At 42.5% G+C, this 22125-nt stretch carries 24 protein-coding genes, 4 tRNA genes and 1 riboswitch; of the genes, 6 read left to right on the forward strand and 22 right to left on the reverse strand.

The window, feature by feature from the left end; translation table 11 throughout:
- Position 1: 1 nt before the first annotated feature.
- From ACE01R_RS04155 to rpoD, 4 genes are all read right to left on the reverse strand, one after another.
- The gene (locus ACE01R_RS04155; protein WP_395546815.1) at positions 2-535 is read right to left on the reverse strand and encodes a hypothetical protein; all 534 of its coding nucleotides are present in this window, start codon (positions 533-535) and stop codon (positions 2-4) included.
- A gap of 77 nt (positions 536-612) precedes the next feature.
- Positions 613-1272, reverse strand: coding sequence for a lipoyl(octanoyl) transferase LipB (gene lipB / locus ACE01R_RS04160; protein ID WP_395546844.1), 660 nt, complete (start codon positions 1270-1272; stop codon positions 613-615).
- Between the two features lie 165 nt (positions 1273-1437).
- Positions 1438-1725 (reverse strand): YbeD family protein, encoded by a 288-nt coding sequence (locus ACE01R_RS04165; RefSeq protein ID WP_395546864.1) that lies wholly within the window; start codon positions 1723-1725, stop codon positions 1438-1440.
- Positions 1726-1842: 117 nt separating this feature from the next.
- Complete coding sequence (gene rpoD / locus ACE01R_RS04170; protein ID WP_395546873.1) at positions 1843-3729, reverse strand: RNA polymerase sigma factor RpoD; 1887 nt, start codon at positions 3727-3729, stop codon at positions 1843-1845.
- A 367-nt stretch (positions 3730-4096) separates the two neighbouring features.
- Between rpoD and ACE01R_RS04175 the strand changes: the two genes are divergently transcribed.
- Both ACE01R_RS04175 and ACE01R_RS04180 read left to right on the forward strand, forming a co-directional pair.
- Positions 4097-4306 (forward strand): PA3496 family putative envelope integrity protein, encoded by a 210-nt coding sequence (locus ACE01R_RS04175; RefSeq protein ID WP_086176283.1) that lies wholly within the window; start codon positions 4097-4099, stop codon positions 4304-4306.
- Positions 4307-4375: 69 nt separating this feature from the next.
- Complete coding sequence (locus ACE01R_RS04180) at positions 4376-4900, forward strand: YecA family protein (RefSeq protein ID WP_174558762.1); 525 nt, start codon at positions 4376-4378, stop codon at positions 4898-4900.
- 142 nt (positions 4901-5042) lie between these two features.
- Here the strand turns inward: ACE01R_RS04180 and ACE01R_RS04185 are convergent, their stop codons facing one another.
- The 4 genes from ACE01R_RS04185 to ACE01R_RS04200 form a co-directional block, all read right to left on the reverse strand.
- On the reverse strand, positions 5043-5456 hold the full coding sequence (locus ACE01R_RS04185; RefSeq protein WP_395546876.1) for an ABZJ_00895 family protein: 414 nt from the start codon (positions 5454-5456) through the stop codon (positions 5043-5045).
- Between the two features lie 29 nt (positions 5457-5485).
- Positions 5486-6103 carry a DedA family protein gene (locus tag ACE01R_RS04190; RefSeq protein ID WP_395546878.1) on the reverse strand — a complete coding sequence of 206 codons (618 nt, stop codon included), beginning with the start codon at positions 6101-6103 and terminating at the stop codon, positions 5486-5488.
- Positions 6104-6188: 85 nt separating this feature from the next.
- Entirely contained in the window at positions 6189-6473 is a 285-nt protein-coding gene (locus ACE01R_RS04195) for an FUSC family protein (RefSeq protein ID WP_395546892.1), read from the reverse strand.
- Between the two features lie 225 nt (positions 6474-6698).
- Positions 6699-7631, reverse strand: coding sequence for a rhodanese-related sulfurtransferase (locus ACE01R_RS04200; protein WP_395546903.1), 933 nt, complete (start codon positions 7629-7631; stop codon positions 6699-6701).
- A gap of 207 nt (positions 7632-7838) precedes the next feature.
- Between ACE01R_RS04200 and ACE01R_RS04205 the strand changes: the two genes are divergently transcribed.
- Positions 7839-8327 (forward strand): DUF1289 domain-containing protein, encoded by a 489-nt coding sequence (locus tag ACE01R_RS04205; RefSeq protein ID WP_395546922.1) that lies wholly within the window; start codon positions 7839-7841, stop codon positions 8325-8327.
- Positions 8328-8466: 139 nt separating this feature from the next.
- Here the strand turns inward: ACE01R_RS04205 and ribB are convergent, their stop codons facing one another.
- The 12 genes from ribB to ACE01R_RS04265 form a co-directional block, all read right to left on the reverse strand.
- A complete protein-coding gene (gene ribB, locus ACE01R_RS04210; protein ID WP_395546924.1) occupies positions 8467-9126 on the reverse strand; it encodes a 3,4-dihydroxy-2-butanone-4-phosphate synthase in 660 nt (219 codons plus the stop codon).
- 94 nt (positions 9127-9220) lie between these two features.
- A riboswitch (FMN riboswitch) is annotated at positions 9221-9381 on the reverse strand.
- A 173-nt stretch (positions 9382-9554) separates the two neighbouring features.
- On the reverse strand, positions 9555-9935 hold the full coding sequence (panD, locus tag ACE01R_RS04215; protein WP_086176275.1) for an aspartate 1-decarboxylase: 381 nt from the start codon (positions 9933-9935) through the stop codon (positions 9555-9557).
- Positions 9936-10078: 143 nt separating this feature from the next.
- Positions 10079-10660 carry an aminoacyl-tRNA hydrolase gene (gene pth / locus ACE01R_RS04220; RefSeq protein WP_395546927.1) on the reverse strand — a complete coding sequence of 194 codons (582 nt, stop codon included), beginning with the start codon at positions 10658-10660 and terminating at the stop codon, positions 10079-10081.
- A gap of 19 nt (positions 10661-10679) precedes the next feature.
- Complete coding sequence (gene rplY / locus ACE01R_RS04225; RefSeq protein WP_174558753.1) at positions 10680-10973, reverse strand: 50S ribosomal protein L25; 294 nt, start codon at positions 10971-10973, stop codon at positions 10680-10682.
- A gap of 100 nt (positions 10974-11073) precedes the next feature.
- Positions 11074-12027: a ribose-phosphate pyrophosphokinase gene (locus tag ACE01R_RS04230; protein ID WP_086196840.1), complete on the reverse strand. Its 954-nt coding sequence runs from the start codon at positions 12025-12027 to the stop codon at positions 11074-11076.
- 36 nt (positions 12028-12063) lie between these two features.
- Positions 12064-12138, reverse strand: a tRNA-Gln gene (locus ACE01R_RS04235).
- Between the two features lie 91 nt (positions 12139-12229).
- Positions 12230-12304: transfer RNA gene (locus ACE01R_RS04240), tRNA-Gln, on the reverse strand.
- 42 nt (positions 12305-12346) lie between these two features.
- Positions 12347-12421: transfer RNA gene (locus ACE01R_RS04245), tRNA-Gln, on the reverse strand.
- 27 nt (positions 12422-12448) lie between these two features.
- Positions 12449-12523, reverse strand: a tRNA-Gln gene (locus tag ACE01R_RS04250).
- A 1-nt stretch (position 12524) separates the two neighbouring features.
- Positions 12525-13355 (reverse strand): 4-(cytidine 5'-diphospho)-2-C-methyl-D-erythritol kinase, encoded by an 831-nt coding sequence (gene ispE, locus ACE01R_RS04255; protein ID WP_395546983.1) that lies wholly within the window; start codon positions 13353-13355, stop codon positions 12525-12527.
- 24 nt (positions 13356-13379) lie between these two features.
- On the reverse strand, positions 13380-13961 hold the full coding sequence (gene lolB / locus ACE01R_RS04260; protein WP_395546998.1) for a lipoprotein insertase outer membrane protein LolB: 582 nt from the start codon (positions 13959-13961) through the stop codon (positions 13380-13382).
- A gap of 8 nt (positions 13962-13969) precedes the next feature.
- Positions 13970-15682 carry a tetratricopeptide repeat protein gene (locus ACE01R_RS04265; protein ID WP_395547027.1) on the reverse strand — a complete coding sequence of 571 codons (1713 nt, stop codon included), beginning with the start codon at positions 15680-15682 and terminating at the stop codon, positions 13970-13972.
- A gap of 78 nt (positions 15683-15760) precedes the next feature.
- On the opposite strand from ACE01R_RS04265, the gene hemA reads away from it, so the two are divergent.
- Positions 15761-17050 (forward strand): glutamyl-tRNA reductase, encoded by a 1290-nt coding sequence (hemA, locus tag ACE01R_RS04270; RefSeq protein ID WP_395547052.1) that lies wholly within the window; start codon positions 15761-15763, stop codon positions 17048-17050.
- Between the two features lie 19 nt (positions 17051-17069).
- Here the strand turns inward: hemA and ACE01R_RS04275 are convergent, their stop codons facing one another.
- Positions 17070-18974 (reverse strand): DNA primase, encoded by a 1905-nt coding sequence (locus ACE01R_RS04275; protein ID WP_395547069.1) that lies wholly within the window; start codon positions 18972-18974, stop codon positions 17070-17072.
- A gap of 197 nt (positions 18975-19171) precedes the next feature.
- Entirely contained in the window at positions 19172-20203 is a 1032-nt protein-coding gene (locus ACE01R_RS04280) for an outer membrane protein assembly factor BamD (protein ID WP_395547080.1), read from the reverse strand.
- A 71-nt stretch (positions 20204-20274) separates the two neighbouring features.
- Here ACE01R_RS04280 and rluD point away from each other — a divergent pair, with 71 nt between their 5' ends.
- Together rluD and pgeF are read left to right on the forward strand one after the other, a co-directional pair.
- Complete coding sequence (rluD, locus tag ACE01R_RS04285; RefSeq protein ID WP_395547108.1) at positions 20275-21327, forward strand: 23S rRNA pseudouridine(1911/1915/1917) synthase RluD; 1053 nt, start codon at positions 20275-20277, stop codon at positions 21325-21327.
- 51 nt (positions 21328-21378) lie between these two features.
- On the forward strand, positions 21379-22119 hold the full coding sequence (gene pgeF, locus ACE01R_RS04290) for a peptidoglycan editing factor PgeF (RefSeq protein ID WP_395547131.1): 741 nt from the start codon (positions 21379-21381) through the stop codon (positions 22117-22119).
- Positions 22120-22125: the final 6 nt, after the last annotated feature.

Genomic DNA, 22125 nt, shown 5'->3' on the forward strand with positions numbered 1-22125 from the left:
GTTATGCACTCCGTTTAAAATAGGATTGAGCTAGTTTCAAATAAATATTTGCAGCTCCACTCAGTTTTTCTTTTAAGCTCAATTCGGTTGGATATTGTTTTACAGCAAGCTCAGCAAGCAGTTTAGGTAAAATGAGCGCTTCCATTTTGTTTAAGCAACGCACCAGACGAATGGCAAATGCAATATCTCCATCAGCAATCATACGGTCGTGAGCAAAAGCCTGTGCGGTACTTTCCTGAAAAGAAAACACTAAAAAAGCATGACTTAAGTGCTTAAAAGTAATGGTGAGGTCAGGCTTGCTGTCTGCAGATTGCAATAATTGTAATTGATGGTCTTGCGTGACTTTTGCAATAAAAGCCGGGCCATGGGGAAATACTTTCATTGATAGAACGAAACCCACAGGGAATTTTGCAACTTCCTGTTTTACTTCGGCGTCGACTTGACTCGCCATTACCAGACCTCTGCCAATCACATCCATCATGAGTTTGACATAGGTCAGTTGTAAAGCGGGCTTAACGGATTTGGTTGAAATCACTCGCGTATCCCTTATCTAAAAAATATTTTATTAGTTTAGAGTAAATACTCTAATTTATTTTTATGCCAAAAGCAAAGTTATTGTTGCATGATTTGAACTTCACTAAAGTAACCGCTGTTGTTTAAAGTTTCAATGATATCGACGCATAAGTTCTCGAATTTTGGATAATCTTCAACTAAATCTTGGATGCGGACCATTTCTAAACCAGCATAACCACAGGGATTAATGGTGTGGAAGCCAGTCAGGTCGCAATCAATATTCAGTGCCAGACCGTGGTAGCTGCGCCCTTTACGGATTTTAAAACCCAAAGAACCAATTTTGCGCTCATCGACATACACGCCTGGTGCATCTGCTTTGGCATAGGCTTCAATGCCATATTTTTTCAGCAGCTCAATCATCAGGTTTTCAGCATAGGACACCAGCGTGCGTACATTCCAGCCCAAGCGGTTTAAGTCAAACATGAAATAGGCAACCAGTTGGCCCGGACCATGCCAGGTAACTTGTCCACCACGATCCGTTTGTACCACTGGAATATTGCTGGACATGAGGATATGTTCAGGCTTGCCAGCTTGACCTTGGGTCAGCACATCATGATGCTGTAAAATCCACAGTTCATCTGGCGTATTCTCGTCGCGATTTTCAGTCAGGTTTTTCATATCCTGAAAGCGATCCTGATAGGGGGTGAGCTGGTTAAATTGGCGAATAATCAGTTTGGGTTTTAGAACAGCATCAGTCACGTGAAGTGCATCCTTAAAAAATTTTAAGAGGATGGAAGGATTATAGTGAAATCGTGCCGAGATAGGGGGGATCGCTGGACGATTTAAAGTTTTTTGCAGAATTAGTCATATTTTTATTGTTATATAAATAAAAAAACACGCCTGAAGCGTGTTTTTTTCATGCCCTTAAAGAGCGGTTTTAATTAATGGGCAGGCTGCCAAGTCAGCATATAAAGCATGCACCTGTTCCAGCTCTACAAAAACAATTTGGGCAGTCAAAGAGTGATATTTCCCGGTACGTGAAGGTTGTACCTTGATGCTGTTACCGTCAAATTCCGGGAAATGTTTTACCAGAATGTCTACCACAGCAATATGTAATTCTTCGCAGGCTTCACCAATCAGTTTAATTGGATAATCCATTGGGAAAACCCAAAGATGTTCTTGAAGTTCGCGAGATGGAGTACGGTTTAACATGGTCATAGTAGTCCCACTTATATATCAAACGCCTGCGTAAATGCAGGCGTTATATGTTGCTGAATACTAGATGGGGTTGCTAAATACTTTTTCAACTCCCCGGCGTATCCCTATGGGTTAGTCATTTTCAAGGAATGAACGTAAGTGTTCAGAACGGGAAGGATGACGTAATTTGCGTAATGCTTTGGCTTCAATCTGACGGATACGTTCACGGGTAACGTCAAACTGTTTACCGACTTCTTCCAGAGTGTGGTCAGTCGGCATGTCGATACCAAAACGCATTTTCAAGACTTTCGCTTCACGTTCAGTCAGGTTTTCCAGTACTTCACGGGTTGCTTCTTTCAGGCCTTCTGAAGTTGCTGCATCAATTGGAGAAGTGATGTTGCCATCTTCAATGAAGTCACCCAAATGCGAATCTTCATCATCACCAATTGGCGTTTCCATAGAAATCGGCTCTTTGGCAATTTTAAGTACTTTACGGACTTTAACTTCATCCATTTCCAGACGTTCGCCCAATTCTTCCGGGGTTGGTTCACGGCCCATTTCTTGAAGTAATTGACGAGATACACGGTTGATCTTGTTGATGGTTTCAATCATGTGTACCGGAATACGAATAGTACGTGCCTGATCGGCAATCGAACGGGTAATTGCCTGACGAATCCACCAGGTGGCATAAGTCGAGAATTTATAACCGCGACGGTATTCAAACTTGTCTACCGCTTTCATCAAGCCGATGTTCCCTTCTTGAATCAGGTCAAGGAATTGCAAACCACGGTTGGTATATTTTTTCGCAATTGAAATTACCAGACGCAAGTTGGCTTCGACCATTTCCTTTTTCGCACGACGAGCTTTGGCTTCGCCTACCGCCATACGTTTAGAAATGTCTTTGATTTCTTTAACATTCAAGCCCAATTCTTTTTCAATGTCGGCAATCTTTTGCTGGAATGCCAGTACATCTGGACGTACTTTTTCTAAATAAGTTTTTTGCTCGGCAGGTGCTTTGGCAATTTGCTCATCTAACCATGCAGGATTAGATTCCTGACCCGGGAAAGAAGTACGGAATTGAGTACGATCCATACGGCCACGACGGACTGCATAGCGCATCACTTCACGTTCAGAAGTACGAATCTGTTCATGTGTGCCACGAATCATTTCAGAAATGATGTCAAACAAACGAGGAGTGAATTTGAACATCATAAACACGGTTGCAAGTGCTTCAAGCGATTCTTCTGCTTGTTTGCTGTTACGACCATGTTTTTCAATGGCAGCTTTGGTTACTTTCCAGGCTTCTTCCAATTCAGCAAAACGTACACGGGCAATTTCTGGATCAGGACCTGATTCACCTTCAGAATCATCATCACTTTCAGATTCTTCTTCGTCATCATCATCCAGTTTTACATCTTTGGTTGTTTTAGAATCAGCTTCTTCATCTTCATCGATTTCAGCTTCTTCTTCTAAAACTTCTGGAATTTCTTCATCAGATTCCGGGTCTAAATAGCCCGATAAAATATCAGCAAGACGACGTTCACCTTCGGCAACATCATTATATTCTTTTAATACAACTTCAACTGCATTTGGCCAGTACGCAATAGAGTGAAGAACGTCACGAATACCTTCTTCAATGCGTTTAGCAATGCTAATTTCGCCTTCACGTGTTAATAGTTCAACCGTTCCCATTTCACGCATGTACATACGTACTGGATCCGTGGTACGACCAGGTTCGTTTTCAACAGAAGCAAGTACTGCTGCCGCTTCTTCTTCGGCAACTTCATCGGCAGCTTCTGCACTGGAACCATCGAACATAGTGTCATCAGATTCAGGCGCACGTTCATGAACTGGAATACCCACGTCCTGAAGCATCTGAATGATGTCTTCAATCTGTTCGCTTTCCGTGATCGAGTCCGGGAGATGATCGTTAACCTCAGCGTAAGTTAAGTAACCTTGCTCTTTGCCTCGGCTAATCAGAGCCGCTACTTGCGAAGTAGGGGAAGTCATATCGCTCATCTTTGCTTACTCTTCGTTGAATCTGTGGCAGTGAAAAACCGTGCATGATAGCACAATTCGTTTAAAATTGTTTTGAATATTGATTGCTCAAGTCTCATTTAAAAATATGAATTTGTTTTAACAACTGTTTTCAATATTGGGCTGGAATTTTTTTTTTCAAGTGCATAGGGTGGATCACTCAAAATATATTGAGTTTTTATTAGGCCATGCTGAAAATTCTAGGTATTAATAAATACACAATTTTTAGGGGAAAAAACAAGATTAAACCAGCTTTGTGAGAAAAAAAATAAAAATACTTGACAAGAGTGCATAAGCACGATAAATAGCGCCTAGACCCATTCACTTTTTTCACCATGAGGTAGTTTTAGTGTCTTCTACAGATTTTGAACTAGATGATAGCTACAGTGATGATGATGTTAGTTTTGATGAAGTATCAAGCAAAATTAGTGCTAAAGAGTCGTTAGAAAAACGTCGTCTCATTGATGACCTTCTCGCACAACGTCGTTTAGAGCGTGAACTGAAAGATTTTGATTATGATCTGGATGATGACGACGATTTTGATGACGAAGAAGACTAAAATAGGATTCAGCATAGCGGGCTAAAATGCTATGCTATGCCGTAGTTATTTTACAAACCTGGATTTTAAATGAGTGCTTTAGATTTAGACCTTTTGAGCGAATATCTAGATGGCGACCAAAATGAATATGGTCTAGATTTCCCGGCTACTCATGGCTTTTTATGTGCAATTGCTGTTGGTCCGAAATTCGATAAATGGTTGGACGAACTTTTTGATAACAATCAAAAGAAAGTACCTGCTGAAATTATTGCACAAGTAAAAGCATGGTTAGAATCAATTCGTCAAAGCTTGGCTAATGAAGAAGGAATTGAGTTTCCTTTTGAAATTGAAGAAGCAGAAGTGGATTCAAGTTTAGGTGACTGGAGCGTTGGCTTTGTCGATGCAATGTTCCTAAACGAAGATGCCTGGTTCACGCCTGAACATGAAGAGCAATTGGTAGACTTAACTTTACCAATGATGGTTTTCAGTGGTGTGGATGAAGAAGATCCGCAAATGGAATCTTTCCGTCGCAATGGTCAGCTCATGGATGAAATTGCTGAAGAAATTCCAGACAATTTGAATGAATTGTATCTCATGTACCACACGCCAGCGTGATGTTACATTTTGAGCCGCTACAATCGCGGCGCATAGATTACACGCCAAATTAATTGGCTCAATAAAAAAAGCACCATAAGGTGCTTTTTTTAGGCCTGAATTTTTATTTTTATAGTAGCTCTAGGGAATTCATCAGTAAAATTTATTTATATTTATTCAAAGTATAGCGGGCATAACCATTATAAGCGATATGAAAGATCAACCCATGTAAGGCAATGGCAGCTGCGACCAACAATGAATTACGGGCTCTCCCAGCATAACCCATTGCCATTAAAATTTCCTCAGCTCGTGGATGCATAAAAATAGAGACAAACATCACGATAAAGCCAATGGTCATGGCGACCACTGTGGATCCCCAAACCAGTGTATTTTTTTCCTTGGCATTCGGTAAGCGCTGTTCTTTTTTGACAAAATGTCTGGCGCTTAGAAAAGCGGAAGCAATCAGTCCAGGCAGTAGAGTAATGGCACCAAGCTTTAAGCCATAAATTAGGAGGCTGACTAACAGGATTAATACCATACTATAAACAACTGCAAAATATTTAAGATAATGCGACATCGTCTTAGTCTCCTGAGTATCACTTAAATTCAGGATGGACGATTTTTGCGCTGCTGTCTACGGTATACAATCCAGCCAATGATGAACACCACAATGGCAATAATCACATAACTGACGTTACTGAAGATTTGCTGCATTAGTTGCTGGTTTTCACCAAAGTAAAATCCGACACAAGCCAGGAATGTAGTCCAGATGATGGTGCCTAATCCACTGTAAAACATAAATTTCCAGAATGGCATCCGGCTCATGCCTGCAGGAATGCTGATAAGCGACCGAACTGCCGGAATCATACGACCAAAGAATACGATGCGATGTCCATAGTGTTCAAACCAGTCTAGGGACTTTTTGACATCACTGGATTTGATAAACAGATATCTGCCATAACGGTCAACAAAACGAAAAATACTGTCATGGTTAAACTTATAACCAATCCAATAGAGTACAGCAGCAGCAAGCAATGAACCGAAACAACCGGCAATGATGACGCCCACTAAAGCTAGCTGTCCTTGTGAGGCAGAATAGCCAGCTGAAGGCATGATGATTTCAGATGGAATGGGGGGGAATACATTGTCAAGAAACATCAGCAGGGCAATACCGAGATAGCCCAATTGTTCCATAATGGAAATAATCCATTCTGTCAGATTCATAAAGTGATAAAAATAATCGTGATATTTACACCATCCTAAATATTATTTGATGCAGGGTAAAGCATAGCCAAGCAATCAATCCTGATTATTCTTGGCTATGAATCAGGGTATAGATATAAACTTTTCTTAAACTATAGGCGAGTGCAAATGGAATTACACCGAGCAAAGCATATTCCAGCAGATTAGGGGTGAGATGATATGCAATGAATAGGGAAAAAATACTGCCAATTACAGCACCCATAATCACAATAAAAAGATGCGATTCTTGCTCTAAAGTTTGTTTAATTTGTTCTACTTTTTGCAGATTTCTTTCGCGCACAAGGTGAAAGCGGCGAGTATAATTGGCTGAACGGCTAATTGTTCTTGACATATATTTAACTCCTTTTTCACGTTACTTTTTTAGGTTATATATTAAATATTTCACGTTAAAAATTAATAGGTTACAGGTTTATTGTAATTTTTATATCAGACTAACAGATTATTTGTGACTTGACACACATTAATGGTAAAACTTGGTGATATTTTTTTATTTATTGTTGGTTTTGAGTAAATAAAAAAGCCCTCTATAGTAGAGGGCTTTTTTGAAGGAACTCGATTACAGACGTTTGCGTTTAGCAGCTGCAATTTGTGATTGACGCATACGGAAACCGGCTTTTTGCTTCTCGCTGGTTTTGTCGATGCAGTATTTGCATGATACACCATGTTCATAGCTTGGGAGTTCTACTTCTTCAGGAAGCAAAGGCCAGCCACAAGCATGACACTTGATATTTTGACCTTCTTCTACACCATGAGTAACAGCTGTACGACCATCAAAGACGAAACATTCGCCTTCCCACATGCTTTCATCAGCAGGAGTTTCTTCCAGGTATTTTAAGATACCGCCTTTGAGATGATAGACTTCATTAAAGCCTTCTTGAAGAAGAAGAGAAGTGGATTTTTCACAGCGAATACCGCCAGTACAGAACATGGCAATTTTCTTGTCTTTGTGCTGTTCCAGTTGTTTTTTTACATATTCCGGGAATTCACGGAAGGTTTCGGTTTTAGGATCAAGCGCACCTTTAAACGTACCGGCTTTATATTCGTAGTCGTTACGCGTATCAATCAAAATTACGTCGTCACGTGCAATCAGTTCATTCCATTCTTTAGGATCAAGATAGTGACCCACTAAATCACGCGGTTTGACTTCTACGCCTAAAGTTACAATTTCTTTCTTCAGTTTGATTTTCATTTTACGGAATGGTTTATCAGAGCTTTGGGACTCTTTATATTCCATTGCGTTAAAACCTTCATTGAGAAGAAATTGATGAATGGTATCGATCGCTGCACGGTCACCCGCTACAGTACCGTTAATGCCTTCACCTGCAACAATTAGAGTTCCACAAAGATTGATGGTTTTTACCAGATCAAGAAGACGTTGTTGAAGATCGGCTGGATCTTGAACTTCTTTGAATTGATAAAGTGCTGCAACAACCCATTCAGTGGTCGCTTGCTGTTCTACAGGTGCAAGCTGTTCTACAGTAGCGTTCATGGAATACTCCAAATGTATTTAAGATAAGACAAAATTTAAGGCGCATATTCTAGCTTGATTTCGTAAAATTAGCGAGAAAACCCTTTGCAAAATATGGTTTTTAATTTGCTGTTTAGGGATGTATGATGCCTGTGCCAATTGCATCTTAAATTAGAAAAATGGTCTGAATTTTCCAGACTTGAATGTTGTTGAATTTCGGAGTTTATTTTGAATACTGATCGTCGAATTGCCTCTTTGACTCCATGTGCAGGGCGTTGCTCTACGGTGTTTGGTGATTCGGTGTGTCGTGGTTGCCGTCGTTTTAATCATGAAGTGATTAAATGGAATACCTATACGCCTGAGCAGCACACGGCTATTTGGCGTCGATTAGATTCACAACTGGATCAGATTTTGATTCCGATGTTGCCGATGGCTGATATAGCCCATGTGGAAGGCTTTGTTTTATCCAAGCGTGTGCGGTTGCGTCCTGATGCGAGCAAAGGACGTAAGCTCTACCATGCATTAAAGTTGTGTGAGAAAAATCGCCATTTCACCGATGATAGTGGGTTAGGTATTCACTATAAAGATGTTCGTCCTTTGTGGGATGAATTTGAGCGACGAGTATTGGCACTTGCCACGGCCAGTTATGATTTGGCCTTTTTACGCGCTGATGGTATCAGTATGCATTTGCTGCAAAGTCTGGAAGAAGAGGATTAAGTCCTCTTTTAAAACTTAAAATTTATAAAAAAATTCTTATTCTCGTGTGCACTGAAATCATTTTGCATTAAAAAATCATCAGGCTTGACTAGGAAGCCTGATGATTTTAATTTTTTTGTGGCAAGCTTTGTTGTCTCGGTTAAAGATTATGCTGCAAACGGTACTGTACAATTTCCTCAATGGTAATCACGGTTAAATGATGAGTCTGTGCATAGGACAGAACCTGAATACCAGATGCCATCGTGCCGTCAGGATTGGTCAGTTCACATAATACACCAGCGGGTTTTAAACCGGCCAAACGTGCGAGATCAATTGTACCTTCGGTATGACCACGACGGGTGAGTACGCCACCTTCACGGGCACGCAAAGGGAAGACATGACCTGGACGGTTTAAGTCGCTTGCGACAGCGCCATCTTTAATTGCCGCTTTTACTGTGGTGGTACGGTCTTTTGCCGAAACACCAGTAGTGACACCTGAAGCTGCTTCAATGGTCACGGTAAAGGCTGTTTTAAACTGACTCGAGTTGTCAGTTACCATTGGTGGAAGTTCTAAATGATTGGCGAGTTCATCGGTCAGGCAAAGACAGACAATGCCTGAACCATCACGAATCATGCGAGCCATGGTTTCTACGGTTAAGGTCTCTGCGGCAACAATCAGGTCGGCTTCATTTTCGCGGTCAAAGTCATCCATCACCAAAACAGGTTTACCCTGGCGGATATCTTCTAAAGCTTTTTGGATGCGTTGTTCAGCAGGAGGAAGGGCAGAAAAGAAAATTTCGGGTTGAATCAAACTAGACATTGAAACGCTCTCGTAAAATAAACATACGGTTGAACATTTCAGGACTGATGTAGAAATGGGGTCGCAGCGATATATCACATATAAATATCGGTTACGTCGTCTTCTTTCATCCGGACTATACCGTCGGCTTTGGTTTTTCACCAAATCTGCGAGCAAACCCTAACAGGTTTACAGGCTCGTGGGCTGATTAAATCCTACAAGAATATAGTTTTAATTTACCACCGGTGGGGAATTGCACCCCGCCCTGAAGCGATGTGCAATAAGTATAGACCTGTTTTTAACAGTGGGTACAAATTTCTATAGATGAATCAGTCATATCAATCGTCAAGCTAGGAATAACTCTAGAGTAATTTTATAATTATGAATATGTAGGGTATAAAAAAGCCCGCAGAAGCGAGCTTTTTGAATTTTGACCTGAACTGATCAGTTTAGGCAACCTGTACAGGAATACAGTTCGCAGTGTGATTTACCGTATTATTTGGGTTGGCATAAACCAGACGTGGTTTATGTGCATTTGCTTCAGCTTCGGTGAAATCGCCAAATGTTGCGATAATCATCAGATCACCTACATCAGCTTGCAGGGCAGCACCGCCATTCACTGAAATGATGCCTGAATTTTCTTCACCACGAATGGCATAAGTGGTAAAACGCTTACCATTAGTCACGTTCCACATATGAATTTCTTCATATTCACGGATACCGGCTAAATCCATTAACACGCCGTCAATTGCACAAGAACCTTCATAATGTAATTCTGCTTGTGTAACGACACAACGGTGAATTTTAGCTTTTAATAAACGAGAAAGCATGGCTAGCGTCTCCTTAGTTGATCTAAGATTTTATCTTAGTTAAATCAAATCACTTCTTACTGGATCAGTAATCCGCAGAAAGCGCATTTTGCTCCGAAAAAAGCAACATGGCAAGAAGGAAAATTCAATTATTTGTAGAATGATCAGTTCGGTTTGTAGGCATTAATTTGATTCATGGCTGGCTGTATGTCACCGTTTACCAGCAATTTAATGCGGGATAAAGCATGTGCAATCGCATCATCCATTAAACCTTGTTCACTGCTCGGTGCTTTGCTCAGTACATGACCCGATACGCGTTCTTTGGAACCAGGGTGACCAATACCGATACGTAAGCGATGGAAATTAGGACCTGTATGCGGAACGATATCACGTAAACCGTTATGTCCACCGTGACCGCCACCTGTTTTCAGGCGAATGACACCAGGGTTCATATCCAGTTCATCATGAGCAATCAGCATGGCTTCAGGTGCAACTTGATAGAATTTGGCGAAGGGCACAACACTTTTACCGGAGGCATTCATAAATGTAGTAGGTAAAAGCAGACGGACGTCTTGACCTTCAATATTACCGCGACCACTAATTCCGTGGAATTTAGGATCGGCTTTGAGAGAGATGCCATATTGTTCTGCAAGGCGTTCAACGAACCAGAAGCCTGCATTATGGCGGGTTTGGGCGTATTCCTTACCAGGATTGCCCAAACCAACAATTAGCGAAAGTTTTGACACTAATTTACACCGTTAACACTTATGCGCGTTTGAAGTCAGCGTGCATTGGAGTGTTTTTAGCTGGGTGACGTTGTAAAGCTTGGATTTTAACGCTTTCAACTTTATCGCCAACTTTGATTTCAACAACTTCTTCAAAGAAAGCGTTGTTTTCAAGTGCTTTAACAAGTTCACGAAGTTCTAAAGTTACTGCAACAGGCTCACCTGAACCGTAGATGATTGCTGGTACTTTGTTTTGAAGACGAAGGCGGCGGCTCGAACCTTTCCCTTGTACTGCTTCTTCACGTGCTGCTGCGTTTAATACGAAGTTTGCCATGATAGACATTCCTAATTTAAGTTTAATTAAGCTGAGTTTTCGACCAGCTCAGCGATAGAAAACCCTGCCTAGGGCAGGGTTTTGAAAATTTAGCGCTATATTATAGATAAGAATCAAACATTGCGCTAATAGATTCTTCGTTGTTAATACGACGAATTGTTTCAGCAACCATGCTGGCTACTGAAACTTGGCGAATCTTACCAAGTTCTTGAGCTTCTTGAGAAAGAGGAATCGTATCTGTAACAACGAGTTCGTCGATTACAGAGTTCTTTAAGTTCTCAATTGCTTTACCAGAAAGTACAGGGTGGGTTGCATAGGCAACTACACGGCGAGCACCAAACTGTTTCAGTGCATCAGCAGCTTTACATAAGGTACCTGCTGTATCAACCATATCATCCACGATCACACAGTCACGATCTTTCACATCACCAATCAAATGCATCACTTGTGATTCATTGGCTTTTTGACGACGTTTATCGATGATTGCAAGATCGATATCACCCATTTGTTTCGCTACAGCACGTGCACGAACTACACCGCCAACGTCTGGAGAAACAACCATAAGGTTATGGTGTTGCTGTTGACGAAGGTCAGCAAGTAATGCAGGAGTACCGTAGATGTTGTCTACAGGGATATCGAAGAAACCTTGAATCTGGTCAGCATGAAGGTCGATCATTACAACGCGGTCAATACCAACAGTTGTAAGCATATCTGCTACAACTTTTGCAGTGATTGGCACACGGCTTGAACGAGGACGACGGTCTTGACGAGCATATCCGAAGTAAGGGATGACAGCAGTAATACGACCAGCACTTGCACGACGCAAAGCATCAGCCATAACGAGGACTTCCATCAGGTTGTCATTCGTTGGGGCGCAAGTAGGTTGTACTAGGAACACGTCTTTACCACGAACATTTTCAGTAATTTCGACAGCAATTTCACCGTCAGAAAATTGACCTACAGATGCTGCACCTAAAGGGATGTGCAGATGGCTTACGACTTTTTGGGCGAATTGTGGATGTGCAGTTCCACTAAAAACGACAAGATTGGGCATGAAGCACCCTTGGCGGTTGGAATGTTTGAAAATAGATGGCAGGGGCGGCTGGATTCGAACCAACGGATGCCGAGATCAAAACCCGGTGCCTTACCACTTGGCGACGCCCCTAATGCGGCAGAACTTTAATATTTTTGCTGTTCTGTGTCAAGGTGAATTAACAAATGAACATGCAAATTCTGTTCTGTCTTTTTTGAGAAAATGGCAGGGGCGGCTGGATTCGAACCAACGGATGCCGAGATCAAAACCCGGTGCCTTACCACTTGGCGACGCCCCTAAATTTGATTGCTGTATTTTTAATTTAAACGACGAGTTTAAATGGCAGGGGCGGCTGGATTCGAACCAACGGATGCCGAGATCAAAACCCGGTGCCTTACCACTTGGCGACGCCCCTAATACAGTAATCTACAGATGAATATGATGGCAGGGGCGGCTGGATTCGAACCAACGGATGCCGAGATCAAAACCCGGTGCCTTACCACTTGGCGACGCCCCTATCATATAACCTTGAAATGACGTAATGGTGATTCATTTAAACTATTCACCAAGTAAGCTTTACACGGCGAATGAGCTAAAATCTCATCAATATTCATATCAGCAGTTACTTCAGTAAAAACACAAGCACCTGTACCTGTAAGTTTTGCAATACCGAACTGGTCTAAATACTGCATTGCTTCATTTACTTCCGGATATAAGCTTCTTGCCAAAGGCTCAAAGTTATTTCCAAAGTTAAATGGCTTTAACTGATAGGCGCAAAATTTAGTAGGCTTCGTGTCTCTTGTCAACGTTTTTTGTGAAAAAAGAAGTTGAGTGCTGATAAAACAGTCAGGTTTTAGCACAATGTATTGTTTTTGATCTAAGTCTATGAATGTTAAGTGTTCACCAATACCTTCCGCCCAGGCATTCCGGCCATGAACAAAAATGGGAACATCAGCACCGAGTTTTAGCCCCAGCTCTGCCAACTGCTCAATGTTTAAGCCACATTGCCATAATTGATTGACCACAATGAGAGTAGTCGCTGCATTAGATGAGCCGCCACCAAGCCCTGCACCCATGGGGATATTTTTTTCAATGCGGATAGTTAAGCCTGAATATGCTTTTGCATACGGTTTTAAAATCTGTGTTGCCTTGAATATGAGGTTTTGTTCCAAATCAACGCTTTTTAATCCATCAATGTTAATTTCAGGATTCACGGTTTGGCTAAATTCCAGCCAGTCACACAGGTCGATGAGCTGAAAAATACTTTGCAATTCATGATAGCCGTCGTCACGACGACCGGTGATATGCAAAAAAAGATTAAGCTTGGCAGGAGAAGGAACACGAATCATAGAATTTTGAACTTTTGAATAGGCTTAACGGTTTTGAATGAGCATTGTAATACGGTTTTCCTGACCGGATTCAAGCACATGCTTTAAAACTAGCTTGTTCGGTAACTGAGCTTGCTCGTTATAACTGAGATCTACTATCCAGCCATCTTCCAGAAATTGAATTGGGCGGTTTTGCTCATCTTTACTGATTTTTGCCTGTGTGGTGGCCGGTTTGGCCTGAACCCAATCGACTAAATGGGTAATTGGGGCCTGCCAGCCTGTTGCACGCTGCAGCAATTCTTCAGGTGTGTCTGCTTGAATCAAACCTGTTTTGGCACTGTTAAGGGTGACATTACCCGGTTGACCTGAAATCTGGGTCTTGCCGACACCCAAAATTCCGCTTAACTCGATGTCAAATTCATCCTGCTGTTGTATCCAGGTAAAGAATGCGCTGCCAGATTGTCCCGGTGTTCTTACCCCAATTTTACCTTGCAGATTGAAATTTTTTGCTGCTTCAGGAATTTGAGCGACATTAGGTGCTTGAGGTTGGGTGTATTGCTGGCAACCGGTCAGGATCAGCGTGCTTGCTGCAAGCAGGCTTAAACTGAATTTTGAAAAAATATGCATCAAGATATTTAACTCTTCTTCATTTGTTGCGGTAACAGTAACGATTTCAATTGTTCTAATTGCGGATCATTAGGATGATTTCTTTGTAATTCTTGTAACACTTTATTAAATTTTGTCAGCTCACCTTGCATGTATAAGGATTTGGCATAACGCACTCCAATTTTCACATTTTGACTCAATTTATAGGCTTGTTCTAACACTTGAGCAGAAGTTTTAAAGTCGTTTTGTAAAAAGGTGATATAGCCTAAAGTATCTAAAATAGAGGCCTGTTCCGGAGCAAATTCCAGGGCATGTTCAACATACTTGCGGGCTTCATCTAAACGCCGGTTTTGCAGCGCAAGCGTATAGGCGTAGGCATTCAGATAAGTTGGGCTGTTTGGCTCAATTTCCAGTAATTTTTTCAATAATTTATCAAGTTTGTCACGATCTTGATAAGGATCAAGTAATAACACTTCTGAATAGATCAGTTCCGGATCATCGGGGATATTTTTAATGGCTTCATCCAGCAGGCGCATGGCTGCTTTTTTATTGTCCATGCGTTTTAAAATATCGGCCTGAGCCTGGTACAGGAAACTGGCATATTGCGGATAATTGACCCGCTCCTGGGTCAGGAAGCGCAGGGCATCGGTGGGCTGGTTCTGGGCGGCAAAAATATTGATCATGCTGCGGCGTGACACTGTGTACAGGCTACCATCCACCAAACGGTAATAGGCTTTTGCAGTTTCAAAATGCTGCTTTCGTTCGGCATTGACTGCCAGATAGTAATAGGCTTCATTTTGATATTGAGTGGAATAACGTAGCTCTACTAAATATTTTTCAGCTTTTTCATATTGTTCCAGGTCAATACTGGTTAAACCGGCAATAAACAGCGCTTCTTCTTCATGCGGCCATTTTTTTAATACGGTTTCGAGTTTATTGAGTGCTTCTTCTGATCTGTTTAACTTAATCAGGTATTTAATTTCAGCTAAGCGAACTTCTATATTGTTTTTATGTTTGCGACTGGCTTTATTATACCATTTTAGGGTTTCTTCATCGTCGCCCAGGGTACTAAGCAAATTGGCCTTCATTAAAATAAAGCCGGTCACATTGGCGCGCTTTTTTAATGCACGACTAATGGTGGTCAGGGCTTGTTCCAGTTGCCCGTTTTGCGCTTCTAAACCTGCAATTAGCACCAGTACAGAAGGATTGTCCCGTTCTTTACTTTTACGCAAGGCATCAATCAAAAAATCGCGATCTTCGGGTTCTTCCGGTGCAATCCCGACCAGAATTTTTTCCAGGTCTGCATTCGGGTCAATGTTTAAAATCTTGTCCAGCGTTTCTGCGGCCAGTTCATATTCATGAGCTTTTAAGGCAATATGTGAAAGATAAAATAAAGCCGGAACGTCAGTCGGTTCTTGCACCACCCAGTGGGTCGCAATATCCAGCGCCGCTTTTAGATCATTCTGTTCAATGGCAATATTTAAGGCACGCTGTTTAACCGTGGTGGAATTGCTTTTAATTGCAAGCACGGTGTAGTTGTGTAATGCTGTGGGAATGTCCTGATAGGTCAGTGCAAATTCAGCAATCATGCTTTGTTTTATGGCATTATAATTTGAATTGGCATGATAAATTTCTCCAGATGCTCTAATATGAGCACTGTAAGCCATGCTACCCACAAGTAAGAATGTGGTAAAATATTGCTTAATTGTCGCGCCGTTTATCCGGCTATTTGTTTGACGCAATTTTTCTTGATCCAAGTAATGCTTTTTATGACACCAATACTGCACAATAGCATAAATTTAGCGAAATGATGATCTGATATGTCTTTCTTTGCATTGGGTGTCAACCATCAAACCGCCTCTGTAGAGCTGCGTGAGCAGATTGCATTTAATCCTGAAAAATTAATGCACCTGCTTGCCCTGCAAAGCCAAAACCATGACCTGAATGATATGGTGGTGGTCTCTACATGTAACCGCACCGAAGTTTATGCCATGTCTGAAAATGCGGACATGGTAATGAATTGGCTCGCCGAAGCAAATGGCCTAGATGTTAAACAATTGTTTAATCATGTATATCGTTACGAAAATGCGCAGGCAGTGACCCATTTAATGCGGGTAGCCAGTGGTCTGGATTCGCTGATGCTAGGTGAACCGCAAATTTTGGGGCAGGTGAAATCTGCATTGTCTCTGGCTAAAGATGCGCATACCGTATCGCCGAATTTAAACCGGATTTTTGAATACGCCTTTTACGCGGCAAAACGTGTACGCTCGGAAACAGCCGTGGGGAGTCATGCCGTTTCGATGGGCTATGCCGTTGCCCAGTTGGCGCTGCAAGTCTTTAGCAAACCTGAAAAACTGACCGTGTTGGTGGTAGCCGCTGGGGAAATGAATAGCCTGGTGGCGAAGCATTTAGCAGAAATGGGTGTGGGTAAAATCCTGATTTGCAACCGGACACGCGCCCGTGCAGAAAGTTTGGCACAGGAAATTGCCCATCGTGTTGATGTAGAAATTATTGAATTTTCCGAACTTGCTGCAAATTTGCACCGTGCAGATGTCATTTCAAGCTGTACCGGAAGTCTGCATCAGGTCATTTCATATCAAGATGTCAAAACAGCGTTGAAAAAGCGTCGTTATCAACAAATGCTGTTGGTAGATTTAGCCGTTCCGCGCGATATTGATCCCAAAGTAGAATCTCTGGATGGTGTTTACTTATATGGAGTGGATGACCTGCAAAGTGTCATTGACGACAATCTTGCCCAACGTCGCCAGGCTGCGGTTGAAGCAGAGGTGATGGTCAATCAGTTAGCCACAGAAATGCTGACCCAGGAAAAAATCAAAAAAGCAGGCAGTACCATTCAGGCTTATCGTGAACAGGGTGAAGCACTCAGACAGGAAGAACTGGCTTTGGCTATGTCTCGTCTGGCAAGTGGTGACAATGCAGAGCAGATTTTACAGGAATTCTCGCATCGCCTGACACAAAAACTACTCCATCCGACTTCTATCTTGTTGCGACAAGCTGCCAAGGCTGAAGATCCAGGCTGTTTTGAATCTATGCGCGAGCAACTAGAAGATGTATTTGCCAAACGGCGTAATACCAAGCATGAATCATAAGTAGTAGAATGCTGCTCGCTTATTCTTCCAGTAAAGTAAGCGAGCGTTTTTTATCAATCTCGTAAATTTTCTGTTTCAGATTGCGCATTTCGGCAATGCTGGCAAATTTCTTCGATTTGAGTTTCTGTTGCAAACATTGATATTGCAGTTTGATGGAAAAATCTTCCGCCAATTTATCTGCCTGCTCGGGTGATGAAGTGTAATCACTGACATTGGCGTGTAGCAAAATATTTTGCAGATCATGGTGATATGGAGCACAGGCACCTAAGACATAATACTGCGACAGTTCGGTATCATCAGGTAAATCATCAAAAATGATATTGAAGACATTGAGAATTTTAAACAGCAGTTGATCCTGAAAAATCAAGGCGCGTAGCGGTTCAAAATGAATATACAGATAGGGGTGATTCATCAGGATGGCAATCACATATTCTTCAGCATCAATCTTGGTGCTAAAGCTTAAGGATGCGTCATTGTTAACTTGTGGTTGCCATTTGCGATTAAAGCCCAGTTTTTCCCGGAAAAACTGCTGTAACAGATAGCGATACGAACCCTGTTTTGGCAATAGTTCAGTCAGTTGGCGTAATTCGCCCATGACCTGACTTTTGCCTTCCGGCTTGGTCACATCATGATTCTGGGTTAAAAGGGCAAAGACAAAATCGGACAATAATGGCGCTTGTTGTAATAAGCGATGGAAGTTTTCAATGCCTTCACGACGGATCAGCGAGTCCGGATCGTGATCATTGGGCAGTACAAAGAACTTGAGTTCGCGGCCGTCGTTGAGTAGCGGCAGGGCAATTTCCAGAGTGCGGCGGGCAGCTTTTTGTCCGGCAGCATCACCATCGAAGGCAATAGTGATGCGGTTATTCTGCTTGAACAGAATATTCAGATGTTCGGTATTGCTCGCCGTTCCCAAGGTCGCCACGGCACCAGAAATGCCATATTGCTGCAAGGCAATGACATCCATATAACCTTCAACCATCAGCCAGTCTTGGGCTTTCTGTTTGCGACCTTCATATAAACCATAGAGCAACTGGTTTTTATGGAACACTTCCGAGTCAGGCGAGTTGATGTATTTGGGTTTGATTTCGTCATTTAAGGCACGACCACCAAAACCAACGACGCGACCTTTGGGATCACGAATCGGGAAAATCACCCGGTCACGCAGCAGATCAAAATCACGGCCACTATCACTGGTACGGATTAACCCGAGCAGTTTTAAACCTTCAATATCTTGAGGAAAGGCTTTTTCAAGGTGTTGCCAATCTTCTGGTGCATAGCCTAAGCGCCAATAGTCAATGGTCTCTGCACTTAAGCCACGCTGTTTGAAATATTGCTGGGCACTGGCACTTTGCGGTAATTGGCGTTGATAATACTGGGCAATATTTTCCAGCAGATCAAACAGGTTGCCATCTTGCGCTGTTTCTTCCATTGGCATTTCAAAAGATGCAAATGGATCGCCATAGTATTCGTTTTCTTGCGCCTGAAATTCGGCAAAAGGATCAAAGTTTACTACAGGTGCAACATCTGTTGTCTGATTGTTTGTGCTTTGCGGTTGTTCTTGCAGCTGTGCTATTGGAGCAGGTTTGGCTGCTTCACGTTTATATTTGATTTTATTGCTGTCGTTATTGTCTTTAGGCAGTTCAATACCGGTGCGGCTCGACAGGTCCTTCATCACATCAATAAAGTTACGACCGTCAATATCCATTAAAAAGCGAATGGCGTTGCCGTTGGCCTGACAGCCAAAACAATGAAAATATTGCTTGTCGCGATAGACATGGAAAGATGGCGATTTTTCCTGATGAAAAGGGCAGCAACCTGAATAGGTACGACCGGTTTTCTTGAGTTTCACGCGCTGACCAATCAGATCGACAATATCGGTGCGATCCAGGATTTGATCAATCGTGTGTTGAGGAATAGCCATAGGTATGCAATCGGGTTGAGATCTATCTAAGTGACTGACAAATAAGCTGTCAGAATTTATGCAAGTTAAAATTGCGTCATCGGTTAAAAGTTAATTTGTATACCTTTTGCGCAAAATGATCAATATGACACATTGAAATAACAAAAGGGCAAGTATGATAACTTGCCCTTCATGAAAATGCGACCAATAAGCCAAGCTTATTCTGATGCTGGAGCCTCGGTTGGTGTTTCTTGTTGAGGCTGTTGCTCTGGTGCGGCAGGAATGCTGCTTTCAGTTTTAGGACGGTCTAGCAAGCCAAAACTGATGCGATTAGTGAAACTGCGTTTTTCACTCTGCTCTAAATTTTGCTGTTGCTCTGCCTCGGTAGAGGTTTGCGCTTCACGACCAAAAATACCTAAAGTGGCACGGTTAACCCAGCTACCTTCACCATGCGCAGCACGCATATTCACGCTACCATCTGATTTAACCAGATGTGGATAATTCAGCTTTAACACCTCAATATACTGCTGTGAAGTTTGCGTATCACCTAACTTGTCATAACCATAGGCCATGGTTGCTAAAGCTTCAGGAACTTGCGGAGTTTGTGGATAGTGTTCCACCACCCATTGGGAACGTTCAATAGCCGCTAGCCATGCTTTACGCTTGATATTAAAACGTGCCGCGTTCATTTCACTTTCAGCCAGTTCAGTACCAATGAATTTCATGCGCTGTGCGGCATCGACAGCATAAGTGCTTGATGGGAAACGACGGATGAAATCGACAAAGTTCTGGTAAGCGACTTTTAAATAGCTGACATCACGGTGCGCCTGTTTTAATGAAGTATAACGCAACAGGCCATCATAGTTTTGTTCCATGTTCGCTACGCCACGAACATAGTAGGCATAGTCCACATTGGGATGCTGCGGATTCAAACGGATAAAACGCTCAGCCAGGGCAACTGCGCCTTCATAATCTTTTTGTTGAAATTTAACGTATAACAATTCCAGTTGTGCCTGTTGCGCATAGTCACCTGTTGGATAATAGGTATCTATAGCTTCAAGATGTTTGGCCGCATCGGTATATTGTCCGCGTTCAAGCGCTTTTTCTGCTTTTTGGATATACACTTGCTCGCTAGACTGCGGTCCTGTGTCCACAACTTCTTTCTTTGGATTACTGCTACAGCCCACTATTGCCGACGCAACGCCTAAAGATAAAGCAAGCATTGTCATTTTATAACGTGGTAACGACATAAAAATTCCTCTGTTAATACTGGCAATGAGCTACAATTGCGCTATTAAACCACTTTTGTCTGAATGAGCAAATGAGTCAAGCACAATCTTCTAATTCTAATTTCCCTGAAACTGATTTCAATTTACTTGAAGATTCTGAGGATGCAGATAACCATACTTCAGACTCAACTGCAACACGTTTATCGTTGCAATTTCAATTGGATGAAAGTTATTTGGGGCAACGTATCGATCAGGTTGCAGCGCTAGTCTGGAGCGATTTTTCTCGTGAAAAATTGAAGCAGTGGCTGAAAGATGGCCATTTGTTGGTAAATGGTAACACTGTCAAACCCAAGTATAAATGTGAAGGCAATGAACTGCTCACGCTGGATGTTGAGCTGGAAGTTCAAACCAAAAGCCTGCCGGAAAATATTCCCTTAAATGTGGTGTATGAAGATGGCGATATTATTGTCATTAACAAACCGGTCGGTATGGTGGTGCATCCGGGGGCAGGAAACACTTCGGGTACTTTGGTGAACGCCTTGCTTTATCATTATCCAAAATCTGCCGAACTGGCACGTGCTGGCCTGGTACACCGTATTGATAAAGACACCAGCGGTTTGCTAGTAGTAGCAAAAAATCTGGAAGCACAGTTTTCTTTAAGCAAGCAATTGGCAAAGAAATCGGTATATCGTCTCTATGATCTGGTGGTGTACGGTAACATTATTGCGGGCGGTACTATTGATGAGCCAATCAAGCGCCATCCGGTTGATCGTGTAAAAATGGCCGTGTTGCCGGGTGGTCGAGATGCAGTGACCCATTACAACGTGAAAGAACGCTTTCAGCATTTCACCCGTGTACAGGCACGTCTGGAAACCGGTCGTACCCATCAGATTCGTGTGCACTTTAGTTATCTGGGCTTTGGTCTGGTCGGTGATCCGGTCTATATGAGTCGTGTTCGTGTACCGGCCGGTGCTTCAGAATTACTGGGTGCTACTTTACGCGGCTTTAAACGTCAGGCCTTGCATGCATCGAAACTTGGGCTGATTCATCCGCGCAGTGGTGAGGAAATGATGTTTGAAGCGCCATGGGCAGATGACTTTGCACAACTTGTTGAAGTATTGCGTAGTGAAAATAAAGCTTACTAAGCAGTTTGATCGCCTGGTATGAACCACAAGGAAAAGGACAGGGAAATAGACATGCAATTTGTTCAAGGGCTTCCACCAGGTGTATATGTTGGGCAGACGCGAGTGCATCATGCAAAAATGCTGGCCTCGGCTCAACCTGAACTTGCAGGATTTAACTTGGCCTTGCATGTGGGTGATGATGCAAAGCGTGTACAGCAGCACCGGATGGCTTTGCTGGCAGAGTTTGCTGAATTTGGGGTCGATAAAGTGACCTGGATGACGCAAACCCATAGCACCATTTGTCATACCATCAATCAAGAAATCCCTTTTCAGGCATTGGAAGGGGATGGACTGGTCACACAGCGTAAAGCGCATGCTTTAATGATGATGACTGCAGACTGTTTGCCCGTGGTGTTGGGTAATGCCGATGGTAGCGAAGTTGCAAATTTGCATGCCGGCTGGCGAGGTTTGGCCCATGGTATTGTTGAAAATACCATTGCTGCCATGCAAACCCAGCCGACCTGGGCATGGTTGGGTGCTGCGATCAGTCAGCCTTGTTTTGAAGTTGGTGAAGAAGTCAAACTTGCTTTCTGCTCTAAATACCCTGAACTGGATAGTGCTTTTAAAGCGGGTGAAAAAGCCGGGAAGTTTTATGCCGATCTGTATGCCATTGCACGGTTGATCTTAAAACAACAGGGTGTTGATGTAGTGCTGGGCGGCGATCAGTGCTCCTATACGCAGGCAGAGGAATATTTTTCCTATCGCCGTGAAGCCAAAACTGGGCGCATGGCGACATTCGTGTTTATGGTTTGAAACTGT

The organism is Acinetobacter sp. BSP-28 (genome assembly GCF_044130285.1).
Classification (GTDB): domain Bacteria; phylum Pseudomonadota; class Gammaproteobacteria; order Pseudomonadales; family Moraxellaceae; genus Acinetobacter.